Here is a 20,788-nt window from a genome sequence, read left to right as displayed (position 1 = left end):
TCCCCGCCGTGGTTCCCACGCAACGTAGAATCGGGGGTTCCTACGCCGCCCTTTTCTACGTTGGGGGAACCCTTATGGACTGGCACCAAATCCTCACCTGGGCCGCAGTGGCCGGTGCTGTCGTGGCCGCTATCAAGAACGCCGCCACGATTGGCAAATGGCTCTACGCCCCAGTTCGTTGGCTTCGCACCATACTTGGCCTGAAGCGAACGAATGAGCTCCTGACGGCGGAGAATGAGCGACTCGCTAATGAGAACGCGGCGCTGGGCGCAGAGAATTTGGCCCTTAAGACACGGAATGCCGAGCTCATACAACGCTTTGATGATTGGGAAAGTTGGATACCGCACACCACGCAAGGCGGCGGCGTTGTGCTTCGTCACAAGGAAGCAGAGGAGCCGACCTCGAATCCGATTTACCGCTGCATAAATTGCTTCCAGGAAGGAAAAACTACGTCTCTCCAACCGAAGTCGGCAAAGCGATTTCTGCATTGCCCCGCGCATGGCAGCATCAATTTCATGTCCGACGGGTCCATAAAGATCAGTGCCGCAGCTGTTGAAAGTGCTGGGCCCGGCCTCGGGACGAATGGATGGATGGCTCGATGACATCACACAGCCTCCTCTCGCCGGACAGCGTCCGACTGGTGGGCAAGCTCGGGCCAGATGCGCTGCCAGTCGTCGCGCAGGTGCTGACGCAAAACCGCGCCTTGAGAGGCGAGTTCAAGACCTACGCAGTACTCAGGGGTCGGAACGCGCCCTTTGTAGCGAGTGCGCCACTGTCGAATTTGCGCGTCATTCTTGACGTCGTAGCCGAGCTCCACCATTCGCATGCGCAACTGCGACACAGAGGGAGCTCCCAGAGAAGACAGGTATGAGTTCAGATCTATACTCGCATTCTAGTAGCGTTTGCTACTCATTTAAAGTAGCAAATGCGCCCGTAGCGCATGCTACTTTCCGGCGCATGAATGAAGTTGAGCTAAACGAGTTCAGGATGAGCCGCTTGTTGGCCGCCGTGGAACACGTATCGAAAGGGAATAAAACCGACTTTGGCCGGCGACTCGGCTACAAGGACGGCGCATTCGTTCGCCAGATGCTTTCAGGCATTCGGCCCGTAACTGAAAAGACAGTCTGGGCGATTGAAGCAATGCCTGGGATGAAAGGCTGGTTTGAGGTCGAGGCTGGATCCATGCCGGCCGTTGTTAGCTCACCCGCACCTTCTTGGCCTTTTCCGGAAATATCGGAAGAACAGGTGCGAGCTCTCCCCCCGGCCAAGCTCAACGCTCTCCAGGGCGCGATGGCTCTTGCTATCGCTCAAATGAACCTAGGGATCACGATTGCCCCGCCACCAAAGAGTGTGCCTACGGCTCGCGGGTCCTTGGTGGATATAAACCAAGCCACGGACGAGTTCCCCATGCGGATACCCGGCCTCCCTGGCCCATGGGAAGGCGGCAAGACGACCAAGCAGATGGAGCGGGAGGGGTCGCTTAAGCTCAGCCTCGCCGACTCGGTCATTGCCAATGTTGCAGCAGGCGACCCGCCAGCAGCCAATGACCGCTTTGAAAAGGTGCCAGAACTGGCCGATGTGCGGCTATCTGCCGGCGATGGGATCGAGGCCGACGGTGAAGAGCAGACTGGAATGATCCAGTTCCGCCGCTCTTTCCTGCGTTCAGTAGGAGCAGACGGTGGCCGCGGACGAGTGGTGTATGCAAAAGGCGACAGTATGGAGCCCATCATTCGGGACGGAGCTGCCCTTCTCGTGGTCCCGAATGAGAGCCTGACTCTACGCGACCTGGCCGCAGGCGGCGTCTACGCAATCAACTACGACGGCAAGATGATCGTAAAGACGGTGGTCAAGGACCGGATCTCCGGGCGCTGGGTGGCTCGGTCGTTCAACCCTGCCTACGCGGACGTTCCTCTTGAGAATGGGCATCCCATACGGGTGCTTGGCCAGGTCGTGTGGGCTGGCGCCAGGCTGCGGGATGATGAGGCGGGCCAGTGGGTGCGGTCGTAATGGCGCAATGAAAAGAAATTAAGTTGCATGGCATTCACAACAAAAAGCGCGGTACGAACCAATAGCGCATTTTCACAGGAGAGGCAATAATGGCAACAAAACCCGGTAATGGCGGAAAGTCTAAGACGCCAACTCCAAGCCGCGACAGCGGCTTCGGCCATGACAGACAACCGCACTACATCCCTGGCCGAGTGCAGGAACGCAGTGAACGAAGCGATGGCAATACAGTCTCGCGAGTTCAGCCTCGGCGCGACGGCGGAGGAAGCGGTAGCGGCTCAGGCGGAAACGGAAAATAAGTGATGAACGACACAATCGACGACATCCAGTACGACGCAAAATTGAGTATCAGCTATCACCGTAAGCGTGAGGGCTTTTACCGCGTGCTGGACGCCTCATCCAAGGCGATGTCGTTGATTGCCCTTGCATCGATCGGATTCGATGCAAGTGCATTTACGCTGGCTGCGGCTATCATCAGTGGCGTGTTTACCATCGCGACAATTGTCATTGACTGCCCGGGAATGGCTGCTCGACACGGGAGCCTGGCCAATCGCTTCAATGCCATACTGTCCAAAGCAGTGCTAGCCGAGGATTCTCCAGAGGCACTCAAACAACTTCGGCATGAGTACCACGAGTTGGAAGCGGATGAACCGCCACAACTGCGCGGCCTGGTCCAACTTTGCCAAGACGAGCAAGACGCTGCCGAGGGGAAAGCCGTCCAGCCTGAATGCCTGTCAATGAGGCGACGGATTCTCGCGCAGTTGGGCTTCGGCCAACGACCCATAGACTTCTGCCCCCCAGGCGGGGCTGCGTGACACCAACCTCAAAGCCACCTCCGGGTGGCTTTTTCATTTGAGGGACTTCCAGCTTGGGTCTGCTCCCAGCGCTCGCCCCTTTTCTGCGGAGAAACCTCTTCGGCGTACTTGCGCAGGGCCTGCTGCAACGTGTGCTGCTCGCCCAGTGGCATCGTTGCTTGATCGCGGATCTCGGATTCGCGCCGCGCTGCCCACTCAACGGCCTCTCGCCTGGTGGCGAACACCTGGCTATCGCGCGTGCCTTGGATTTTGATCTGGGCTCTATAGCCCTTCGCAGTCTTCTGGATGCTCGCCATGTGGGCCTTTCGTGGGGCCGAGAGCGGGGCCAGAATGGGGCCGAAGACTGCGAATTTTTGTGAATCGGCAGTCAACGGATTCCACTGACTGCCGCTACACCGTTGATTTAGATAGTTTTTGATTCTATACGATCAACGGATTTCTATTTCTTGGTGCCGACGGCGAGACTCGAACTCGCACAGCTTTCGCCACTACCCCCTCAAGATAGCGTGTCTACCAATTTCACCACGTCGGCTTGGGCCTTGCTGCCCCGGGGCCTAAAAAGACTGGCATCCAGGGAAGTCGGGCATTCTAGCACGATTATTTCCGCAGCGCCAAGGCCGGGCCTCGCCTGGCCTACTGGATCAGCCGCCCGCCGTCGACCACGAGGTCGGCGCCGGTGATCATCCTCGCGTCGTCCGATCCCAGGAAAGCCACGCTGGCGGCCACGTCTTCCGGCGTCACGATGGTCTGCATGGGATTCATGGCGCGCACGGCCGCCTGAGCCGCCTCCACGCCGCCAAACTGGGCGGCCAGCTTATCGGCGATGAGGGCGGTCCAGACATAGCCGGGATGCACGGCGTTGACGCGGATGCGATAGCCGGCACGCGCCGCGCTCAGGGCCGCTTGCTGGGTAAGATTGCGCAACGTGCTTTTGCTCGCGCCGTAGGCGCCGCCGGTGGCCGATCCCACAAAGCCGGCAATGGAGCCCATGTTGACGATGGCCCCGCCATCGGCCTGGCGTTTCATCACGCGCATGGCCGCCTGCACGCCATGAAAGACGCCGTCCACGTTGATGGCGAACAGACGCCGCCATTCGCCGGCGTCGATCTCATCGAAATTGACCGATTGCGTGGATACCACGCCCGCGTTGTTGACCAGCACATCGAGACGCCCGTGACGCTCGACAATGGCCTGCATGGCCTCGTCCCAACTCCGCGGCTGTGTGACATCCAGCGGCAGCACCCAGGGCGCCGGGCCGTCGCGCCGCGCCGGGTCTGGCCGCGCGATATCGCCCAGCACTACGGTCGCGCCCTCGTCGGCCAGCCGTTGCGCGATAGCCTGGCCCATATCGCCCAGGCCGCCCGAAATAAAGACCACCCGGTCCGTATAGCGTTGCATGATGTTTTCCTTTATTGGGCCGACATACCCGCGTCTTTCATCACCGCCGTCCAGCGCGTGATTTCACTGTCGATATAGGCCGCGAAGGCGTCCGGCGTGGAAGTTTTGATCAGGACGCCCTGACCGGTGAATTTGCCCGCGACTTCGGGGTCGGTGATCGCCGCGACAATGGCGTCGTGCAGCTTGGACACCACTGGCTCCGGGGTACCGGCCTTGACCGCCACGCCCCACCAGAACGTGGGCACGATGGAGGCATAGCCCAGTTCGTTCAAGGTAGGCACGTCGGGCAAGAGCGGCGATCGCGCCTGCGAACCGATGGCCAGGGCCCGCAGCTTGCCCGCCTTGGCGTAGACCCCGGAAGTAGGAATGGCGTCATACATGAAATCCACCTGCCCGCTCATCACGTCGGCCAGGCCCGGAGTGGACCCCCGATACGCCACATGCGTCATGGGCGCGCCGATCTTGGCCGACAGCAAGGTGCCGAACAACTGACCGCCCGTGCCCACCCCCTGCGAAGCGTAGGCCAGCGTTTGCCGGCGCGCGGCCTCCACCAGAGACGGGAAGTCGCGGTAGGGGCGATCATTGGGGACCACGACCAGGGCGGGCGATTCGATCAGCTGGGTCACGGGCCGCAGATCCCGCCGCGGGTCGTAGCTCAGCTTGGGGAACAAGCCCAAGTTGGTGGCCAGCGACGGCACATCGCCGAAGAACAGCAGATAGCCGTCGGCCGGCGCCTGTTTGAGGTAGTTCATGGCAATCTGCGCTGCCCCGCCTGGCCGGTTTTCCACGACGACAGGCTGGCCCAGGCTTTTGGCCATGCGGGCGCCAACCTCCCGCGCAAGCTGATCGGTCAGGCCGCCCGCGGCGTAGGGTACGACCGCCGTGATGGGCTTGGACGGGAAATCGCCGGCCTGGCAAGCGCCGGCCAAGGCCAGCGCCAGCACACCGGCCAGCCACATTTTTTTCTGCTGCATTGTCTTCTCCCTGTTATTGTCGTGGCCGGGACGGACTACTCAGCCCGCACGGTATTGCGCAAAATGCCGATGCGGTCGACTTCGACCTCCACCACATCCCCCTCACGCATGAAAACCGGCGGCTGTCGCTTGGCGCCCACGCCGCCCGGGGTGCCGGTCACGATCACGTCGCCCACGGCCAGCGGCGTGAAGGTCGACAGATGCGCGATCTGGCGCGCAAACGAATGGATCAGCAGATCGGTGGTGGTGCGCTGCATCTCCTGGCCGTTCAGGCGCGTAACCAGGCTCATGCGGGTGCCAAAGGGAATGTCGTCAGCCGTCACCATCCAGGGGCCGAAACCGCCTGTGCGCCAGAAGTTCTTGCCCGCGGTCCATTGCGACGTGGCGGTCTGCCAATCGCGGATGCTGCCATCGTTGTAGCAGGCGTAACCGGCGATGTAATCGGCGGCGTCGGCCTCGGCAATTCGCCGGCCGGCCTTGCCGATGATGATGGCGATCTCGCCCTCGTAATCCAGGCGCCCGGATTCCGGAGGCAGCACAATGGCTTCACCGTGGGCGACCTGGGACTCGGCCACGCGCATGAAGATGGTGGGATGTTCGGTGGATTGCCGGCCGGTTTCCTGGACGTGGTCGGCGTAATTCAGGCCCACGCAGAAAATCTGCCCCGGATTGGGGATGACAGGCAGCAGACGCAGGCCGGCGAACTCGCGGCGCGGAGCGGCCTCATCGACAGGCAGGCCCGATGCCAGGAAGGTCTTGAGATCGGGCGCGCGCGCCCCGAAGCAGGCGCCCAGATCAAGGACCTGCTGGTCCCTCAGCACGCCATAGGATGCCTGGTTTTCATGGAGAAAACTGATGAGTTTCATAATGCAAGGATCTCGAGTCGGAAGAAAAATCAGTGCGCGCGCCGATCGGCGCGCATGCGCAGCCGCATGGCTTGCAGCCATTCGTCGCGCGGTTTGAAACCGGGCCGCCCACGCGCGATGCGCTCGGCCAGCGCCAGGATGGCGGAGTCATCCAAGGCCAGATCCAGGGGCTGGCGCAGGGGCTGCTCGCAATACCAGGGGGTGTCCATGAAGATCTCCAGCCGGTTGCCCTCCGGGTCGCGGCAGTAAAAGGACACCGAATTGCCATGGGTGACGGCCTGCATGTCCGTGGCCCCTGCCGCCAGCAGGCGCGCATGAAAGTGCCGCAGGGCCGGCAGGTCCGGCACGCGGAAAGACACCTGGTTGATCACATTGAAAACCAGTGCTTGCGGCTTGCCCGACACCAGCACGATTTGATGATGCTCCGCCGGATCGCGGCTCAGGAACACCAATTGCGCGGCCCCCATCGTGCCCTCATCGGTCACCGTGAAACAGAGGGCCTGCTGGTAGAAGCGCGCCATGCCGGCCAGATCATGGACATAAAAACCCATATGGCTAAAGGCCAGCTCGGGGCCTTCTTCCAGGCTTGATGTTTTCATTATTTTATCGCTATTTGATAAATCATCGATTTATATTAGCGACACTGCAAAAATCAGTCAATTATCTTATAGTGATAATTCGACAATTTTTTACGCCTAGCGCCCCATGGCCGAAACCAGCCTCGCCCGCATGATCGCCATCCTGGATTTGTTCAAGAGCCCCCGGGCGGCCTGGACGGCCGACGCCATCGCCAGCGCCATGGATTACAGCGTTCCCACGGTCTATCGCTACGTCCGCGAACTGGTGGCCTGCGGCCTGCTGCGCCGCGACGTGGGCGGCACCTTTGTGCTTGGCCCCGCGGCCACCGAGCTGGACTACCACATCCGGACCGGAGACCCGCTCATCATCGGCGCGGCAGCGCCCATGGCGGCGCTGGCGGCCGAAACCGGCATGGACGCCGTGTTGGCCACCATCTGCGGCGCGCGCATCATCACCGTGCACCACGAACTGGGCGCCGAACCGGCTCGCATGAGCTTCGGACGCGGGCGGCGCATGCCGATGTTCCGCGGGGCCATGTCCTTGTGCATATTGGCCGCCCTGCCCCGCGCGCAGCTGCGCAAGCTGCATGAGGAGTCCGGCGCCGAGGCCGCCGATATTTCCTGGGAGGCGCTGCTGGCCCAGGTCAAGCAATTGCGTCGCCAAGGCTATGCCTACACCGAGGGCGCGCTGGATCCGGGCCTGGCCGGCCTGGCCCTGCCCTTTACCGAACCCGAGCGCCATATCGTGGCCTCGCTAGGCTTGGTGTCCCGGCAATCCACGCTGGCCGCGCGCGACCGGACCCAGTTGCTGGATGCCCTGCAAGACTGCGCGCGGGGCATCCACGCCGCGCTGGCCGAGTGCCTTGGCGCCTGAAGCGCTCCTGATGCCCGCGCTGGCATCAAGCTGTCATATGCGCCGGCCATACTGACGGCGCAAGGCGCGCCAGCCCCTGGGGAAAGCCCGGATATCCATATAGAAGGGAAATCGTTGGCGCGCATCCGAGGGCGGCTTACGATGCCAGCCATAGATGCCGGGCGTAGCGCCCGCAGGAAGATCCAGACATGCAACGCTTGATATCCCCGATCCTCACCCGCCGGCCGGTGCTGCTCGCCGGCCCGCTCAGCTCCCGCCGCTACGACGCCGTCGTATCGCTCCAGGCCTACCGCGAGGCGCGCCTGCTGCGCGAGTCCGTCCAGCGGATTCTCGCCGTGTCCGCGCGCTACATGCTGCCGGGCGCCTGAGCGCCGCCCGCGGCCTCCCGGCGCGGCCTGTTCAGCTGTCCTCGACGCGCAACACCAGCGGACGCAGGCGAGAACGGTCCTCCAGCAAGGCATGCGCCTTGGCGGCATCGCGCAAGGCCAGCGACTGGCTTTCCGGGATGTCCAGGGCGCCGTCCTGCCAGGCCGCGAAGTAATGCCTGGCCGCGTCGCGCAACAGCTGGGGCGTACGGACATGCTGGAAGACGCTGGGACGCGAAAGCGAGTTTGATTTGGGAAAGAGCATCGAGACCTCGAAGGCCGGCACGGCGCCCGACGCCTGGCCGTAGTTGGCCAGATGCCCGAAGGGCGCCAGGCATTCCATCGACCCCAAAAACGTGTCTTTGCCCACCCCATCGTAGACAACCTGAACGCCAGCGCCTCCGGTAATCTCGCGCACCCGCGCCACGAAGTCCTCCTCGCGGTAACGCAGCACCGAGTGGCAACCCGCCGCGAAGGCCAGCGGCACTTTTTCCGGGGAACCGACCGTGCCGATCACCTGGGCTCCCAGATGCCGGGCCCACTGGCACAGCAGCGTGCCCACACCGCCCGCGGCCGCGTGCACCAGGACCCAATCGCCCTCGCTCACGGCATACACGCGCTGCACCAGCATTTGCGCGGTCAATCCCTTGAGCAGCGACGAGGCGGCCACGAGCTCGGACATGGTATCGGGCAGCGGCACGAGCAGCTCCGCGGCGATGACCCGCCGTTGCGCATAGGCCCCGTATTGGCGGGTGACATAGGCCACGCGATCCCCTGGCTTGAAATCCCGCACATCGCCGCCGACCGCCTCGACAACGCCGGCCGCTTCTATCCCGGGTATGCCCGGCAAGGCGAGCGTCTTGTACAAGCCCGAGCGCACATAGGTGTCGTGATAATTCACGCCGATGGCCGTGTGGCGCAGAAGCACCTCGTGCGCCCGCATCTCGGCAAGCTCGACGGCTTCCCACTGGAGAACATCGGGTCCCCCGGTGGCATGCATGACGATGGCTGAAGTCATGAAATCTCCTCTTGCTCCGCGAACCGCTTACAGGGTGCCGGGATAGGCCCCGCCGTCGATCAGCAGGTTTTGCGCCGTGATGTAGGCCGCCTGCTGGCTGCACAGGAAGGCGCAGGCGGCCCCGAATTCCTCCGCCCGGCCGAAACGCCTCGCGGGAATGCCGTCCAGGCGCTTGGCGGTGTAGGCATCCAGCGCCATCGCCGCCTGGCCGGCGCCCGCGGCGAGATTGGATCTGAGCCGGTCCGTGTCGAAGGTGCCGGGCAATAAATTGTTGATGGTGACGCCGCTGCCCGCCACTTGGCGCGCCAGCCCCGCCACAAAGCCCGTCAGGCCGCTGCGGGCCCCGTTGGAAAGACCCAGATAAGGGCTGGGCGCCTTGACCGTCGTGCTGGTGATATTGCAGATCCGCCCCCAGCCGCGCGACATCATTCCGTCCAGCGTCGCGCGCATCAAGGCGATCGGGGTAAGCATATTGGCCTGCAGCGCCGCCTGCCAGACGCCCTCGTCCCAATCACGGAAGTCTCCCGCCGGCGGTCCGCCCGCGTTGGTGACAAGGATGTCGAATTCTGCCCGCGCGCCGCCAGGCAGGCGGGCCGCCGCCTCCAAGGCGCTGGCGCGCCCCTGCTCGGCCGTGATGTCCGCGGCGACCGCCTCCACGACGATCCGCCCCGACACCCTGAGCCGCTCGGCCGCGGCGGCCAAAGGCGCTTCGTTGCGCGCGACGATCACCAGATGCACGCCCGCCTGCGCCAATGCCTGGGCGCAGGCATAGCCCAGGCCCTTGCTCGCGGCGCATACCAAGGCCCGCTTTCCAGAAATACCCAGGTCCATCGTCTTCCTCCCTCTATGCGCCGGGACGCGCCCAGGCCGCCTCGACGGCATTTATCAAAATTAATTTTGCTTCTTGTGAAATTTTACTTTCATTATTATGATTCAGACCAGAATATTCGGCCCTCCCCGGAACGCGAGCAGGGGCATGACCTCTTTCGTCCGGGCGGGATCGTCCCCTCCATTCCTTCACGCTATCTCCCGAGAAACCATGAGCGCAACGCCTTCAGCTCCCGCCCCGATGTCCCGCACCGGCGGGCAGATTCTGGTCGACCAACTCCGCATACATGGGATCGATCATGTCTTTTGTGTTCCGGGGGAAAGCTATCTTGCGGTGCTGGACGCATTGCACGACGCCGACATCAAGGTGACGGTATGCCGCCAGGAGGGCGGCGCCATGATGATGGCCGAGGCGCATGGCAAGCTGACCGGCCGGCCCGCGGCCTGTTTTGTCACGCGCGGGCCGGGGGCCACGAACGCCACGCCGGGCATCCATATCGCATCGCATGACTCCACTCCGGTGCTGGTCTTTGTCGGCCAGATCGAGCGTGGGGTGCGCGAGCGCGGCGCGCTGCAAGAGCTGGACTACCGCGCGGCCTTCGGCCACTTCGCGAAGTGGGTCACGGAAATCGATGATGCCCGCCGCATACCGGAGATCGTGTCGCGGGCGGTCCACACGGCCATGTCCGGCCGGCCGGGGCCGGTTTTGATCGCGCTGCCGGAAGACATGCTGGTGGACCGCGTCGCATGCGCCGACGCGCAGCCGGCCCAGGAGGTGCAGGCCAACCCTGGTGCCGGCCAGATCGCCGACGCGCTGGCGCTTCTGGCGGCGGCCAAACATCCCCTGGTGGTGCTGGGCGGCACGCGCTGGAATGCCGAGGCGGTGAGTCGCTTCGCCCAATGGGCCCGCGATTCCCATCTGCCCGTCACGGTGTCCTTGCGCCGCCAGATGCTCTTTCCCACGAGCAATGCATCATTCGTCGGCGATCTGGGCTTCGGCCCCAACCCGGCCCTGGTCGAGCAAGTCAAGCAGGCCGATCTCATCCTGCTGATCGGCAGCCGTATGTCCGAAACGCCCAGCCAGGGCTATACCTTGCTCGACATCCCGGTCCCCCGGCAGAAACTCATCCACGTTTTCCCGGAGGCGGCCGAACTCGGCCGCGTCTACGCGCCCACGCTGGGCATCTGCGCGACGCCCTCGGCCTTTGTCCAGGCGCTGTGCGCCGCCCCGCTGCCCGCCTCGCCATCCCGCGCCGCCTATGCGGCCCGTCTGCGCAGCATCTATGAAACCTGGCGCAACACCGAATCGGTGCATACCCCTGGCGCCTTGCAGATGGCGCGGGTGATGGAGCATCTGAACAGCGTGCTGCCGCGCGACGCCATCGTCTGCAACGGCGCCGGCAACTACGCCACCTGGATCCATCGCTTCTATCGCTTCGAGGCCTTCGGCACCCAGTTGGCGCCGACCTCGGGCTCGATGGGCTACGGCGTGCCGGCCGCCGTGGGCGCAAAGCGCGTCTTTCCGGACAGGACCGTGGTCGCCTTCGCCGGCGACGGTTGTTTCCTGATGAATGGGCAAGAGTTCGCCACGGCCGTGCAATACCGCCTGCCCATCATCGTCATCGTGGTGGACAACGGCATGTACGGCACGATACGCATGCACCAGGAGCGCGAATATCCCGGCCGCGTCAGCGCCACCGAATTGCGCAATCCCGACTTCGCCGCCTACGCCCGCGCATTCGGCGGACACGGCGAGCGCATCGAGAAAACAGAGGACTTCGCCCCCGCCCTGGAACGCGCGCTGGCGTCCGGCCAGCCGGCCATTCTGCATTGCCTGATCGACCCGGAGGCCATCAGCCCCGCCTTCACGCTTACGCAGGTGCGCGACTCCGCGCTGGCCGCCGGGCGCGGGCGGCCCTGACGCGAGGCACGCCACCCGGGATACGGCGTACACCTCGGCCTGATTCGGCCTGCCGCGGCATCGCGCGGCCCCGCAGCACCCATGCAAAAGAGGAGACATAAAGATGAAGAAACTGATCAGCAGCTTTTTTCTGTTCTCGGCGGCCGTATTGGCGACCGCGGCGCATGCGGCAGGCTATCCGCAACGCGCCATCCGCATCATCGTGCCGTTTGCCGCGGGCGGTATCACCGATGTCATGGGGCGCACGATAGCCAGTCATCTCAGCACAGAGCTTGGCCAGCCCGTCATCGTCGAAAACCGGCCGGGCGCCAGCGGCATGATCGGTTGCGAAGCCGCCGCCAAGGCCGAACCCGATGGCTATACCCTGTTGATGGCCGGCATTGCTCCGCTGGGCACGAATCCCGTGATGTACCGCCAGATCCGGTATGACCCGGTCCAGAGCTATGAGCATATCGGGCTGGTGGCCAAGCAGCCGCTGGTCGTGGTGGTGAGCCGTGCCGTGCCAGCCAACAACATCCGGGAACTTGGCGACTATCTTAAGAAACGCCCCTCAGGGGATATGTTCTATGGCACCTCCGGCAGTTCCTACCAGCTGATCACGGAGGCCTTCAATGCGCAGCTGGGCGTGAAGATGACGCATGTCCCCTTCAAGGGCACGACGCCCGCCATTGAAGCGATGCTGGGCGGGCAGATCGGCTTCATGATCGACCCCTATTCCACCATGGGCTCCCTGATCAAGGCCGGAAAGGTGAAGGCGTTGGCGCTGACGGCCGAGCAGCGCTCCGACGCCGCGCCGGAATTGCCGACGGTGATAGAAGAAGGGATGCCGGGGTTCGAGGCCTCGTCATGGCAGGGTCTGCTCGCTCCGGCCGGCACCCCTCGAGACATCGTCCTGAAACTGAACGCCGCCTTGGTGAAAATCCTCGCCTCGGAAGAGATCAAGCGGAATTTCGCGGCCGCGGGCGTGCAACCCTCGCCCTCTTCGCCCGAGGCGTTCCGCCGCTTCATCGTCGCGGAGAACCAGCGCTGGAAACATGTGGCAAGCGCGTCGGGCATCCAGCCGCAGGACTGAGCGCCTGGCCGCGCGGTCCGGCCTGCGTCAGCGGCCGGATAGCTGCGCGATCTGCTGCAATGCGGGCACTTGAAGCGGCATCAGCCGGGTGCAGGCCAGCAGCTCCTTGGCGACAAGCGCGATCGTCTCGTCGTCAAAGCTCTCGGAATACGCCGTGATCGCCAGGCAACCCAGCGCGGTCTTGTCCCAGGAATAGAAATTGGCCGCGATGGCGCTCAGCCCATCGTAGAATTCATCGCGCACCAGCACATAGCCGTTCGCCGCGGCGCGTTCAAGATCCGCCTCCAGCGCCGCCTTTGTGGTCAGGGTCTTGCTGGTCCGTGCGACATAGGGCGGCTTGCCCAGCAGCGACTCGCGCCTGGCGGGGTCGGACGCGAGCAACAGCGCCTTGCCCGGCCCCGAAGCATGCAGCGGGCCATGCAGCCAGGTCGTGTAATACGGATTGAGGGAAGTTCCCGCCTGCATCACGTCGACGACAACCCGTTCGCCGCCGATATAGGCCACCAGCACGACCGATTGGCCCACCTTGTTGGCCAGGCCGCGCACCAGCGGATCGGCCTGGCGGCGCAACTCTTCCAGCGGGTGCTTCAAGGCCAAAGGCCGCAGGGTGGAGGGCGCCGCCAGATAGTGCTTGCCATCGCCGATCCGGATGACCCGCTTGGCGTCTTCCAGCGTTCTCAGCAAGCGCAAGGTGGTGCTCAGATCCAGCTTGACGTCGGCGGCCAGCTCGGCCAGCGTCATGGGATGGCTCGCGGCAATCAAGGTATCCAGCAAGGCGAGGCCGCGCAGCAAGGTGCCGGCCAGCGGCCCGTTCCCCTTGGCGCTCTCGGTCATTTCGGCCGTCTCGGCGACGGCGGAAGCTGCGGGATTTTTACGTGGTCTCGGCATAGTCTGGTCTACAAAGCGGCGCGCCGGCGTCCAACCGCTGACGCGCCCCGGCCAAGCTGCGGATCAGAGTTTAGCGTACTTGCGCAAGGCTTCCGTAAACGAAAGACCCGCGCGGATTTCCTCGCTGGCCTTTCTGTCCTGCAGCTCCAGCTCGCTGGCGCGCCGCGCCACTTCGGCCGCGCGATCACGCGGCACGACCACGAGCCCGCTGGCGTCTCCGATGATGATGTCGCCGGGATGCACGGGCATGCCGTCGATCTTGACGGTGGTATTGATTTCGATGACCTTCACCCGCGTCTTGCCCGACAGCGGAACGACATGGCGCGAAAACACAGGGAAGCCTTGCTCGATGATCTCGTCGGCATCGCGCACGCCGCCGTCCACAACCAGCCCGGCGACGCCATTCCGGACGGCGGCCACCGAGGCAACGCCGCCCCAGGTGGACACTTGCTGGCCGCCGTTGTCGATCACGACCACATCCAGAGGCTGGCACAGGTCGATGACGGCGCCCAAGCCAAACTCGGAGGGCTTATAGGCGTTCTTCGCCCCCGTGACTTCCTTGACGGTAAGCGCGGCGCCGACGAAGCGCATCCCCGGCGCGACGGGCCTGAGGTTCAGGCCGATGCTGCCAATGCCCAGATCGTCGAGCACATTGCCGATGGTGCTGGTGGCAAGCCCCTGGAAGGCCTGGATGAGCTCGGGGGACGTGTCCGGACGGCTTCCTTGATGGATAGGCACTTGCGTTCTTCTCCGAATTGAATGATGATGCAGTCCAAAATTACAATAAAGAAATAAAACTTTCAATAGATGAATATTTAATTTCGTCTAATGAACGGCCTTTGTTTGTAGTCGAGTAGCAGGGCTAGACGACGACAGCTCTGCCTATCTGGACTGCCAAGGTCCGAATACAAGGAGACTGGATACATGCGTGACGCTCGACGTACCTTGCTCAGACAACTATCGGCCGGAGCCCTGATCGGGGCCATCGGCCCGCGGGCCCTGGCCTCCAGCGATTGGCCGCGCAGGCCGATCAAAGTCATCGTGCCCTTTACGCCCGGAGGCTCGACCGATATCGCCGCCCGGCTGGCGGCCGAGGGCATGGCGCGCACGCTGGGCCAGACCTTCATCGTGGAAAACCGTCCCGGCGCGGGTGGCAATCTGGGTCTGGAGGCGCTGGCCCGATCGGACAACGACGGCTACACCATCGGCATTCTCACAACCGCGCATCCGATCAACAGCTGGCTGTACAAAAAGCCGGGCTACGACCTCGAAAGCAGCTTCTCGGCAATCGGCTTTCTGCAGGAAGGGCCCATCATGCTGGTTGCGCACCCCAGCCTGCCGATCAACTCCCTGCCCGAGCTCATCGCCTACGCGAAAGCGCACCCCGGCAAACTGAACTTCGCCACCTCCGGCACCGGCAACTCCACCCATATGGCCGGCGAACTCTTCTGCCACCGGGCGCACGTGCAGATGACCCATGTGCCCTACAAAGGCAGCGCCCCGGCGATCACGGACACCATCGCGGGCGTGTGCGAGTTGAGCTTCGACACGATGATCTCGGCGCTGCCCCATGTGAAGGCCGGCAAGCTCAAGGCCATTGCCGTCACGACCGCCAAGCGCTCGCCCATGACGCCCGATGTACCCTCCATCTCCGAGACCCTTGCCGGTTTCGACGTCTCGGCATGGAACGGCATGGTGGCGCCGGCCGGCACGCCCAAGGAGGTCATAAGCAAGCTTCACCAGGCGATGGTCCAGGCGCTGGCCGCACCCGCCGTGCTCCAGCGCTTCGCCGACATGGGCGTGACGCCCCGCGCCATGCAGCCAGAAGAGTTTCAGCGCTTCATCCTTCAGGAAAGGGAGATGTGGGGCAAGACGGTCCAGGCCGCGAACATCGCCCTGGACGGACAATAGGCGCCCCGCGGCCGCCGGACAAGACGGCAGGACCGCGAAACCAAGAACAACCCAAGGAGACAAAAAAATGAAAGCGAATCGACGATCCATCATCAAGACCGGACTGGCTCTGGCCATGACGGCCCTCGGCATGGCTGGCGCCCCCGCGCATGCCAAGGACGAGGCCGCCTATCCCGCCAAGCAGGTCACCTTTCTGGTGCCTTATGCCGCCGGAGGCCCCACCGACCTGATCGCGCGCCAGCTCGCCTTTGGCCTGAGCAAGCGCTGGGGCCAAGCCGTCGTGGTCGAGAACCGCACCGGGGCGAGCGGCATCGTCGCGTTGACCGCCCTGGCGCGCGCGCCCGCGGATGGCTACACGCTGGGCATCATGGTGTCTCCCGTGACCGCCATCGCGCCGCTTACGCAGCCCAGCTTCCGCTACGACGTGACCCAGGACTTCACGGCGGTGGCCGATCTGGTGGACTATGCCTTGGTCCTGCTTGCCGGCCCGCAAACCAAGGCGACGAATCTCAAGGAACTGGTCGAATTCGCCAAGCAGAACCCGACGGCCGTCACCTATGGGTCCTCGGGCCTGGGCGGGACCAACCACCTCGCGGGGGAACTCTTCTCCCGCTCGGCCAACGCGCCCATGTTGCACGTGCCCTACAAGGGGAATGCGCCCGCCCTCAACGACGTCATGGCCGGGCAGGTCAGCTTCGTCTTTGCCCAGACCGATGCCGCCATCGGCCTGGCCAAGAGCGACAAGGTGCGCGCGCTGGGCATCACCGCCAAGGAACGCAATCCCATGCTGCCCACGGTGCCCACCATGGAAGAAAGCGGCTTCAAGGGCGTGGACGTCGGGGGCTGGACAGGCGTGATGGGCCCGGCGAAACTGCCGCCCGCCGTGCTGAAGCAACTGGAAGCCGACATTGCCGAAGTCAAGAAGACCCCGGAATTCAAGCAAAAGATGGAGTCGCTGGGCTTCGTGATCACCGGCACCTCTTCCGCCGATTTCACGCAGCGCGTGCGCGCCGAGCGCGATTTCTGGAAGGCGAAAATCACCGAAACCCATATCCAACTGCAATGAATCCAAAGAAACTCTTGTCGGTGGCGGACTTCGAGCGCGCAGCGCAAGCGATCCTGCCGCGCGCGGTTTTCGGCTACGTCAACGGCGGCACGGAAGACTGCCTTACGCTAGCAGCCAACCGGAGCGCCTTCCGCTCGGTTCAGTTCCGCCCTCGCGGCCTGGTCGGCGTCGCCGACCGGACGCAGGAGGTCGAACTCTGGGGACGCCGATACCGCCATCCTTTCGGGATCGCGCCCATGGGCGTGACGGCCATGTGCCGCCATCGCTGCGAGTGGGATCTGGCCAAGGCCGCCTCGGAAGCGGGCATCCCGTTCGTCCTGAGCGGCCTGTCCACGCTTGCCATGGAAACCGTGCGCGAGGCGGACGCCGATTTCTGGTATCAGGGCTACCTCCCCGGCGACAAGGAAGTCATTGCACCGTTGTTGGAGCGCCTGCGGGCCAATGGCGTCAAAGTGCTGGTCGTGACCATCGACACGCCCCTGGGCGCCAATCGCGAGAACAACCAGCGCAACGGCTTCACCATTCCGTTCCGGTTCAGCGGCGGTCTGCTCTGGGACGGCATCCGCCATCCGCGCTGGTCCGCCAACGTGTTCGCCCGCACCCTGCTCTCCGACCGCGAAATACCGCGTTTCTGCAACGTGGCCGCCGACGCGCGCGGCTACCGCATCACGGAAGAACCCAAGGGCGGCCTGCGCGGCGGCCGCGACCGGCTGGACTGGTCGCACCTGGCATGGATGCGCGAGATCTGGCCGGGCCGCATTGTGCTCAAGGGCGTGGCGCATCCCGACGATGCGCGGAGGGCCGAACACATGGGGCTGGACGGCGTCATCGTTTCGAATCATGGCGGGCGTCAACTCGACGGCGCCCAGGGGGCCCTGGACGCCCTGCCCGAGGTGGTGGCGGCCGTGGCTTCCACCTTCCCCGTGATGATCGACGGCGGCTTTCGCCGCGGCACCGACATTCTCAAGGCCATCGCGCTTGGCGCGCGCATGGTCTTCCTGGGGCGCCCCTTTCTCTATGGCGCGTCCGTGGCCGGCCAAGCCGGCGTGGCGCGCGTCATCGACATCCTGGGAAGCGAAATCGACCGCAACCTGGGCCTGCTGGGCTGCCGCGACGTGTCCGGACTGGACATGGACTTCATCGCGCCTCGCCCTCAAAGGCCCGAGACTTCCATATCGCCTGGATAATCGATCGAAAACTTCAAGGCCGTCTCGCGCGACTGCCCGGGCGCCAGCGTCCAGTTCCAGCTGAGCTTGCCCTCCTCGCCTTTCTCGACATCGGCGGGCGAGAGCAATTTCACGACGATCTTCTCGTTGCGCGAGACAGGCAGCCGGTCGGAAAAACCGAGCTGGACCGGGGCGGCCTTGTTGTTCTTGGCGCTGATCTTGTACTCATAGGTCACGCGCCGGCCGCTGCCCGAAAAACCCGTGTTCTCGGTCAGGCGATTGACCAGCGCGCGCTTGACCGCGATCCCCTCGTCGGCGCCCATGGCCAGCTCCAGTTTTTCGCCAGGCATCACCGTCTTGATGGTGCTGGCGGCAATAAAAGCGTCGTCCAGAAAGCTGTTCAAGGGACCGGCCAGCAAAGGATAGGCCGTGTCGTTACTCGCCTTGGCCATGAGAAATGCGGTTTCGCGCAGCGCCGGCACCGCCTGGTATTGCAGGACGGCGGGCAGGCGCGCCACCGTGATCGCCACGCGCTGGGCCGTATTGTCCGCGGGCAGGGTGGCGAGACTGTCGATCAGAAAGGAGGCGCTGGTCGCCTGGTTCTGCACGGCGGCCACCGGCGCCTCGACGACAGCGGCCGCCGCATCATCGGCCGCGCCCCCGCCCGTGGCGCGCTCCATGGCCACGCCGGGCGCCGGCCTGGCCTCATAACGCAGGGCGGGCGCCGGCGCGGCAGGCGGCGCGGCCGCATCCAGGATCCAGGGGCTTTGCCCGGGCGCGGCGCCGCCCAGGGCGGGGCGGGCCGTGGACAAGGTGAGCTTGACGTTCTTCCAGTCCTCGCCAGTGTTCTGCCGCACGACGCCAAAGTACGCCAGGTCCACCAGCCCCTCGGCCGGCCGCAAGCGCGCGTCATAGGCCGGTGTCCAGCGCGCGCCGGTCACCGCATAGGAAAGCGCCACATCGACCTTGCCGGCGCGGGCGAGCTTGACGCGCAGCGTGACAGTCTTGCTGCGCCGGCTCATTTCGCCGCGCAGTTGCTGCCGGCTGGCCTGCAAGGCCTCCAGTTCGCGTTGCGCCTGCTCGCGCTCGGCGGCGATGCGCCGCAGGCCGGCCAGGGCCCGGGACAGGGTCTCGGCGCTGGCGGCCTGGATGGCATTGAGCTGCTCCAGCGTCAGTCGCGAACCTTCGCGCGCGGGCTCGGCCGCGCCGCGCTGCATGAGGCCGACCCATTCGCGCTGGTTTTCCAGCACGGCGGCCTCGTCGTCCAGCCCGCCCAGCCGCGCCTCCAGCTGGCGGATCTGCGCCTCGATGGCCTTGACGCGCTCATTGCTGCTCTCGACCTGGAAGGCCGTGCCCGTCTTGACGTCGAGCAGCGCGGCCTGGCCGGTGCTCCTGGCCGACACCTGCAGAGAGTTGTCCTGCAGCGTGGCGGGCAGCCGCTCGAACACCAGCTCATGTTCGCCCGCGGCGAGTTCGGCGCTGGCCTGGCGCGTCACGACGGCGCGGTCCTGGTAGACCGTGACCGCGCCGATGGCGGAAGGCAGCGTGGCGGCAAGGCCCGGGCCGGGCGATGCCAAGCAGGTCAGAACCAGGAGCATGCGTCGCACGAGAGCACCTATGAAAAGAGGAGACGGCGCAATGTAGCCTGCCTGCCGTCCGGCAGGTCTACAGAACATGACAATCACGACAGGCCGATACGGCCGGCCCGGCGCATGCCAACGATAATAGACGCGGGCGGCCCCAGACGATCACGAGCGAAAATGTTTCGGGTGATTTCAGGATTCTCACCTTCCCCAGGGAAGGGCGTTTTGCAGCCGTGGAAAACTGTTTTCCACCGCCAATTCGGGCCCGAATAAAAAGTATGGTTAGGGCTTGCTTCACTTCCCGGCCGATGTTCGCGCGGCCCGCCTCCTGCCCCGATGTCCGTTCCCGCCCCGTCCTTGCGCATTCTCCACGCCGAAGCCGCCACCGGCCTGGGCGGCCAGGAGCGCCGTATCCTCAAGGAAATGACTGCCATGCGTGAGCGCGGGCACCATGTCGAATTGCTTTGCCAGCCCCAGGCCCGGATGGCGGCCCGGGCGGCCGAACTCGGCTTCACCGTGCATCAGCTGCGCATGGGAGGCATGGCCAACCTGATCCGAGGCTTGCCGCGAATCCGGCGCCTCCTGAAGGAAGGCCGGTTCGACGTCCTGAACACCCACAGCCGCATCGATACCCTGCTCGCGGGCCTGGGCGCCCGGCTTGCGCGCACGCCGCTGGTGGTGCGCACCCGGCACCTGAGCAACCGGGTCAATTCCATGTTGGCCTATACCTGGGTCCCGCATCGCATCAGCACGGTCAGCAATCATGTGCGCGACTACCTGATCGAGCGCGGCGTGCCGCCCGCGCGCGTGGAGACGATTTATTCGCCGATAAAGCTGCCGCCAGCCGATCTGCAATCCGGCCTGCGCGCCGAGCTGGGCCTGTCCGACGAGGACATCGTGATCTGCAGCGTCGCCGTCCTGCGCGCAAGCAAGGGGCACCGCGAACTGATCGAAGCCCTGCGCCCGCTGATGCGAGCCGATGCGCGCCTGCATCTGGTCATCGTCGGCAGCGGCTCGCCAATGTTCGAGACCCTGCAAACCCTCATCGGCGAACTCGGCCTGCAGGCGCGCATCCATATGCTGGGCTTTCGTGACGACGTGCCCAACATCATGGCGGGCAGCGACATCTTCGCCCTGCCCACCCGCAAGGAAGCCTCGGGCACCGTCTTCGTCGAGGCGGCTGCCTGTGGCCTGCCGGTCGTCGGCCTGGATGTCGGCGGCGTGAGCGAAATGCTGCGCGACGGCGAGACCGGCATGCTGGTGCCGCCCGATGACATCAAGGCCTTGCGCGCCGCGCTGCGGCGCCTGATCGACGAGCCCCAATTGCGCCGCAGCATGGGCCGCGCCGGCGAATGCCTGGTGCGCCGCGAAGACAGGTTCTCGCTGCGCCGCCTGGCCGAACACACCGAAGCCGTCTACCGGCGCTGGCTGCGCGAAGTGGCGCCGGCGCGTTTCCGCTGA

22 protein-coding genes and 1 tRNA gene are annotated in these 20,788 nt (G+C 64.6%); 11 read left to right on the top strand and 12 right to left on the bottom strand.

All coding sequences use genetic code 11. The features are described from left to right. Positions 1-74: 74 nt before the first annotated feature. A complete protein-coding gene (locus tag L540_RS21815) occupies positions 75-602 on the top strand; it encodes a cell division protein ZapB (RefSeq protein ID WP_131726030.1) in 528 nt (175 codons plus the stop codon). A 2-nt stretch (positions 603-604) separates the two neighbouring features. On the opposite strand, the gene L540_RS17690 is transcribed toward L540_RS21815, so the two are convergent. Beyond that, complete coding sequence (locus L540_RS17690; protein ID WP_231584859.1) at positions 605-841, bottom strand: helix-turn-helix domain-containing protein; 237 nt, start codon at positions 839-841, stop codon at positions 605-607. A 146-nt stretch (positions 842-987) separates the two neighbouring features. On the opposite strand from L540_RS17690, the gene L540_RS17685 reads away from it, so the two are divergent. Further along, a complete protein-coding gene (locus tag L540_RS17685; RefSeq protein ID WP_043213792.1) occupies positions 988-2,007 on the top strand; it encodes a phage repressor protein in 1,020 nt (339 codons plus the stop codon). A gap of 299 nt (positions 2,008-2,306) precedes the next feature. Then, positions 2,307-2,819, top strand: a complete 513-nt coding sequence (locus L540_RS17675) for a hypothetical protein (protein ID WP_043213634.1) — start codon at positions 2,307-2,309, stop codon at positions 2,817-2,819. Between the two features lie 8 nt (positions 2,820-2,827). On the opposite strand, the gene L540_RS17670 is transcribed toward L540_RS17675, so the two are convergent. The 6 genes from L540_RS17670 to L540_RS17645 form a co-directional block, all read right to left on the bottom strand. Next, entirely contained in the window at positions 2,828-3,115 is a 288-nt protein-coding gene (locus L540_RS17670) for a hypothetical protein (RefSeq protein ID WP_043213631.1), read from the bottom strand. A gap of 151 nt (positions 3,116-3,266) precedes the next feature. After that, positions 3,267-3,351 (bottom strand) — tRNA-Leu (locus L540_RS17665). A gap of 101 nt (positions 3,352-3,452) precedes the next feature. Further along, positions 3,453-4,217, bottom strand: coding sequence for an SDR family NAD(P)-dependent oxidoreductase (locus tag L540_RS17660; protein ID WP_043213629.1), 765 nt, complete (start codon positions 4,215-4,217; stop codon positions 3,453-3,455). A gap of 11 nt (positions 4,218-4,228) precedes the next feature. Continuing rightward, entirely contained in the window at positions 4,229-5,191 is a 963-nt protein-coding gene (locus tag L540_RS17655) for a Bug family tripartite tricarboxylate transporter substrate binding protein (RefSeq protein WP_231584857.1), read from the bottom strand. Between the two features lie 35 nt (positions 5,192-5,226). Continuing rightward, positions 5,227-6,057, bottom strand: a complete 831-nt coding sequence (locus L540_RS17650) for a fumarylacetoacetate hydrolase family protein (protein WP_043213627.1) — start codon at positions 6,055-6,057, stop codon at positions 5,227-5,229. 29 nt (positions 6,058-6,086) lie between these two features. Further along, positions 6,087-6,656 carry a VOC family protein gene (locus L540_RS17645; protein WP_043213624.1) on the bottom strand — a complete coding sequence of 190 codons (570 nt, stop codon included), beginning with the start codon at positions 6,654-6,656 and terminating at the stop codon, positions 6,087-6,089. Between the two features lie 106 nt (positions 6,657-6,762). Here L540_RS17645 and L540_RS17640 point away from each other — a divergent pair, with 106 nt between their 5' ends. Next, complete coding sequence (locus tag L540_RS17640; protein ID WP_048026587.1) at positions 6,763-7,509, top strand: IclR family transcriptional regulator; 747 nt, start codon at positions 6,763-6,765, stop codon at positions 7,507-7,509. A 188-nt stretch (positions 7,510-7,697) separates the two neighbouring features. Next, positions 7,698-7,877, top strand: coding sequence for a hypothetical protein (locus tag L540_RS17635; protein WP_043213622.1), 180 nt, complete (start codon positions 7,698-7,700; stop codon positions 7,875-7,877). Between the two features lie 31 nt (positions 7,878-7,908). Here the strand turns inward: L540_RS17635 and L540_RS17630 are convergent, their stop codons facing one another. Both L540_RS17630 and L540_RS17625 read right to left on the bottom strand, forming a co-directional pair. After that, positions 7,909-8,892 (bottom strand): quinone oxidoreductase family protein, encoded by a 984-nt coding sequence (locus L540_RS17630; RefSeq protein ID WP_043213621.1) that lies wholly within the window; start codon positions 8,890-8,892, stop codon positions 7,909-7,911. A gap of 27 nt (positions 8,893-8,919) precedes the next feature. After that, the gene (locus L540_RS17625; RefSeq protein ID WP_043213619.1) at positions 8,920-9,723 is read right to left on the bottom strand and encodes an SDR family oxidoreductase; all 804 of its coding nucleotides are present in this window, start codon (positions 9,721-9,723) and stop codon (positions 8,920-8,922) included. A 208-nt stretch (positions 9,724-9,931) separates the two neighbouring features. Between L540_RS17625 and L540_RS17620 the strand changes: the two genes are divergently transcribed. Together L540_RS17620 and L540_RS17615 are read left to right on the top strand one after the other, a co-directional pair. After that, entirely contained in the window at positions 9,932-11,641 is a 1,710-nt protein-coding gene (locus tag L540_RS17620; protein WP_082149680.1) for a thiamine pyrophosphate-binding protein, read from the top strand. A gap of 103 nt (positions 11,642-11,744) precedes the next feature. Continuing rightward, positions 11,745-12,713 carry a Bug family tripartite tricarboxylate transporter substrate binding protein gene (locus L540_RS17615; RefSeq protein WP_043213617.1) on the top strand — a complete coding sequence of 323 codons (969 nt, stop codon included), beginning with the start codon at positions 11,745-11,747 and terminating at the stop codon, positions 12,711-12,713. A 27-nt stretch (positions 12,714-12,740) separates the two neighbouring features. Here L540_RS17615 and L540_RS17610 read toward each other — a convergent pair whose 3' ends face one another. Continuing rightward, the gene (locus L540_RS17610) at positions 12,741-13,547 is read right to left on the bottom strand and encodes an IclR family transcriptional regulator (RefSeq protein WP_053073239.1); all 807 of its coding nucleotides are present in this window, start codon (positions 13,545-13,547) and stop codon (positions 12,741-12,743) included. 117 nt (positions 13,548-13,664) lie between these two features. After that, positions 13,665-14,339 (bottom strand): RraA family protein, encoded by a 675-nt coding sequence (locus L540_RS17605; RefSeq protein WP_053073238.1) that lies wholly within the window; start codon positions 14,337-14,339, stop codon positions 13,665-13,667. Positions 14,340-14,525: 186 nt separating this feature from the next. On the opposite strand from L540_RS17605, the gene L540_RS17600 reads away from it, so the two are divergent. The 3 genes from L540_RS17600 to L540_RS17590 all read left to right on the top strand — a co-directional run bounded on the left by L540_RS17600 (position 14,526) and on the right by L540_RS17590 (position 17,765). Further along, positions 14,526-15,512, top strand: coding sequence for a Bug family tripartite tricarboxylate transporter substrate binding protein (locus L540_RS17600; protein ID WP_043213615.1), 987 nt, complete (start codon positions 14,526-14,528; stop codon positions 15,510-15,512). Positions 15,513-15,579: 67 nt separating this feature from the next. Beyond that, positions 15,580-16,578, top strand: coding sequence for a Bug family tripartite tricarboxylate transporter substrate binding protein (locus tag L540_RS17595; protein ID WP_048026585.1), 999 nt, complete (start codon positions 15,580-15,582; stop codon positions 16,576-16,578). Then, complete coding sequence (locus L540_RS17590) at positions 16,575-17,765, top strand: alpha-hydroxy acid oxidase (protein WP_043213614.1); 1,191 nt, start codon at positions 16,575-16,577, stop codon at positions 17,763-17,765. The genes L540_RS17595 and L540_RS17590 overlap by 4 nt, the downstream gene beginning before the upstream one ends. On the opposite strand, the gene L540_RS17585 is transcribed toward L540_RS17590, so the two are convergent. After that, complete coding sequence (locus L540_RS17585) at positions 17,732-19,342, bottom strand: mucoidy inhibitor MuiA family protein (RefSeq protein ID WP_197085667.1); 1,611 nt, start codon at positions 19,340-19,342, stop codon at positions 17,732-17,734. The genes L540_RS17590 and L540_RS17585 overlap by 34 nt on opposite strands. A gap of 321 nt (positions 19,343-19,663) precedes the next feature. Here L540_RS17585 and L540_RS17580 point away from each other — a divergent pair, with 321 nt between their 5' ends. After that, entirely contained in the window at positions 19,664-20,788 is a 1,125-nt protein-coding gene (locus L540_RS17580) for a glycosyltransferase family 4 protein (protein ID WP_043213611.1), read from the top strand.

Source organism: Bordetella pseudohinzii, from assembly GCF_000657795.2.
GTDB lineage: Bacteria > Pseudomonadota > Gammaproteobacteria > Burkholderiales > Burkholderiaceae_B > Bordetella > Bordetella pseudohinzii.
Note: the sequence above shows the minus strand (reverse complement) of the source record. Positions and strands in the feature narration are given on the sequence as shown.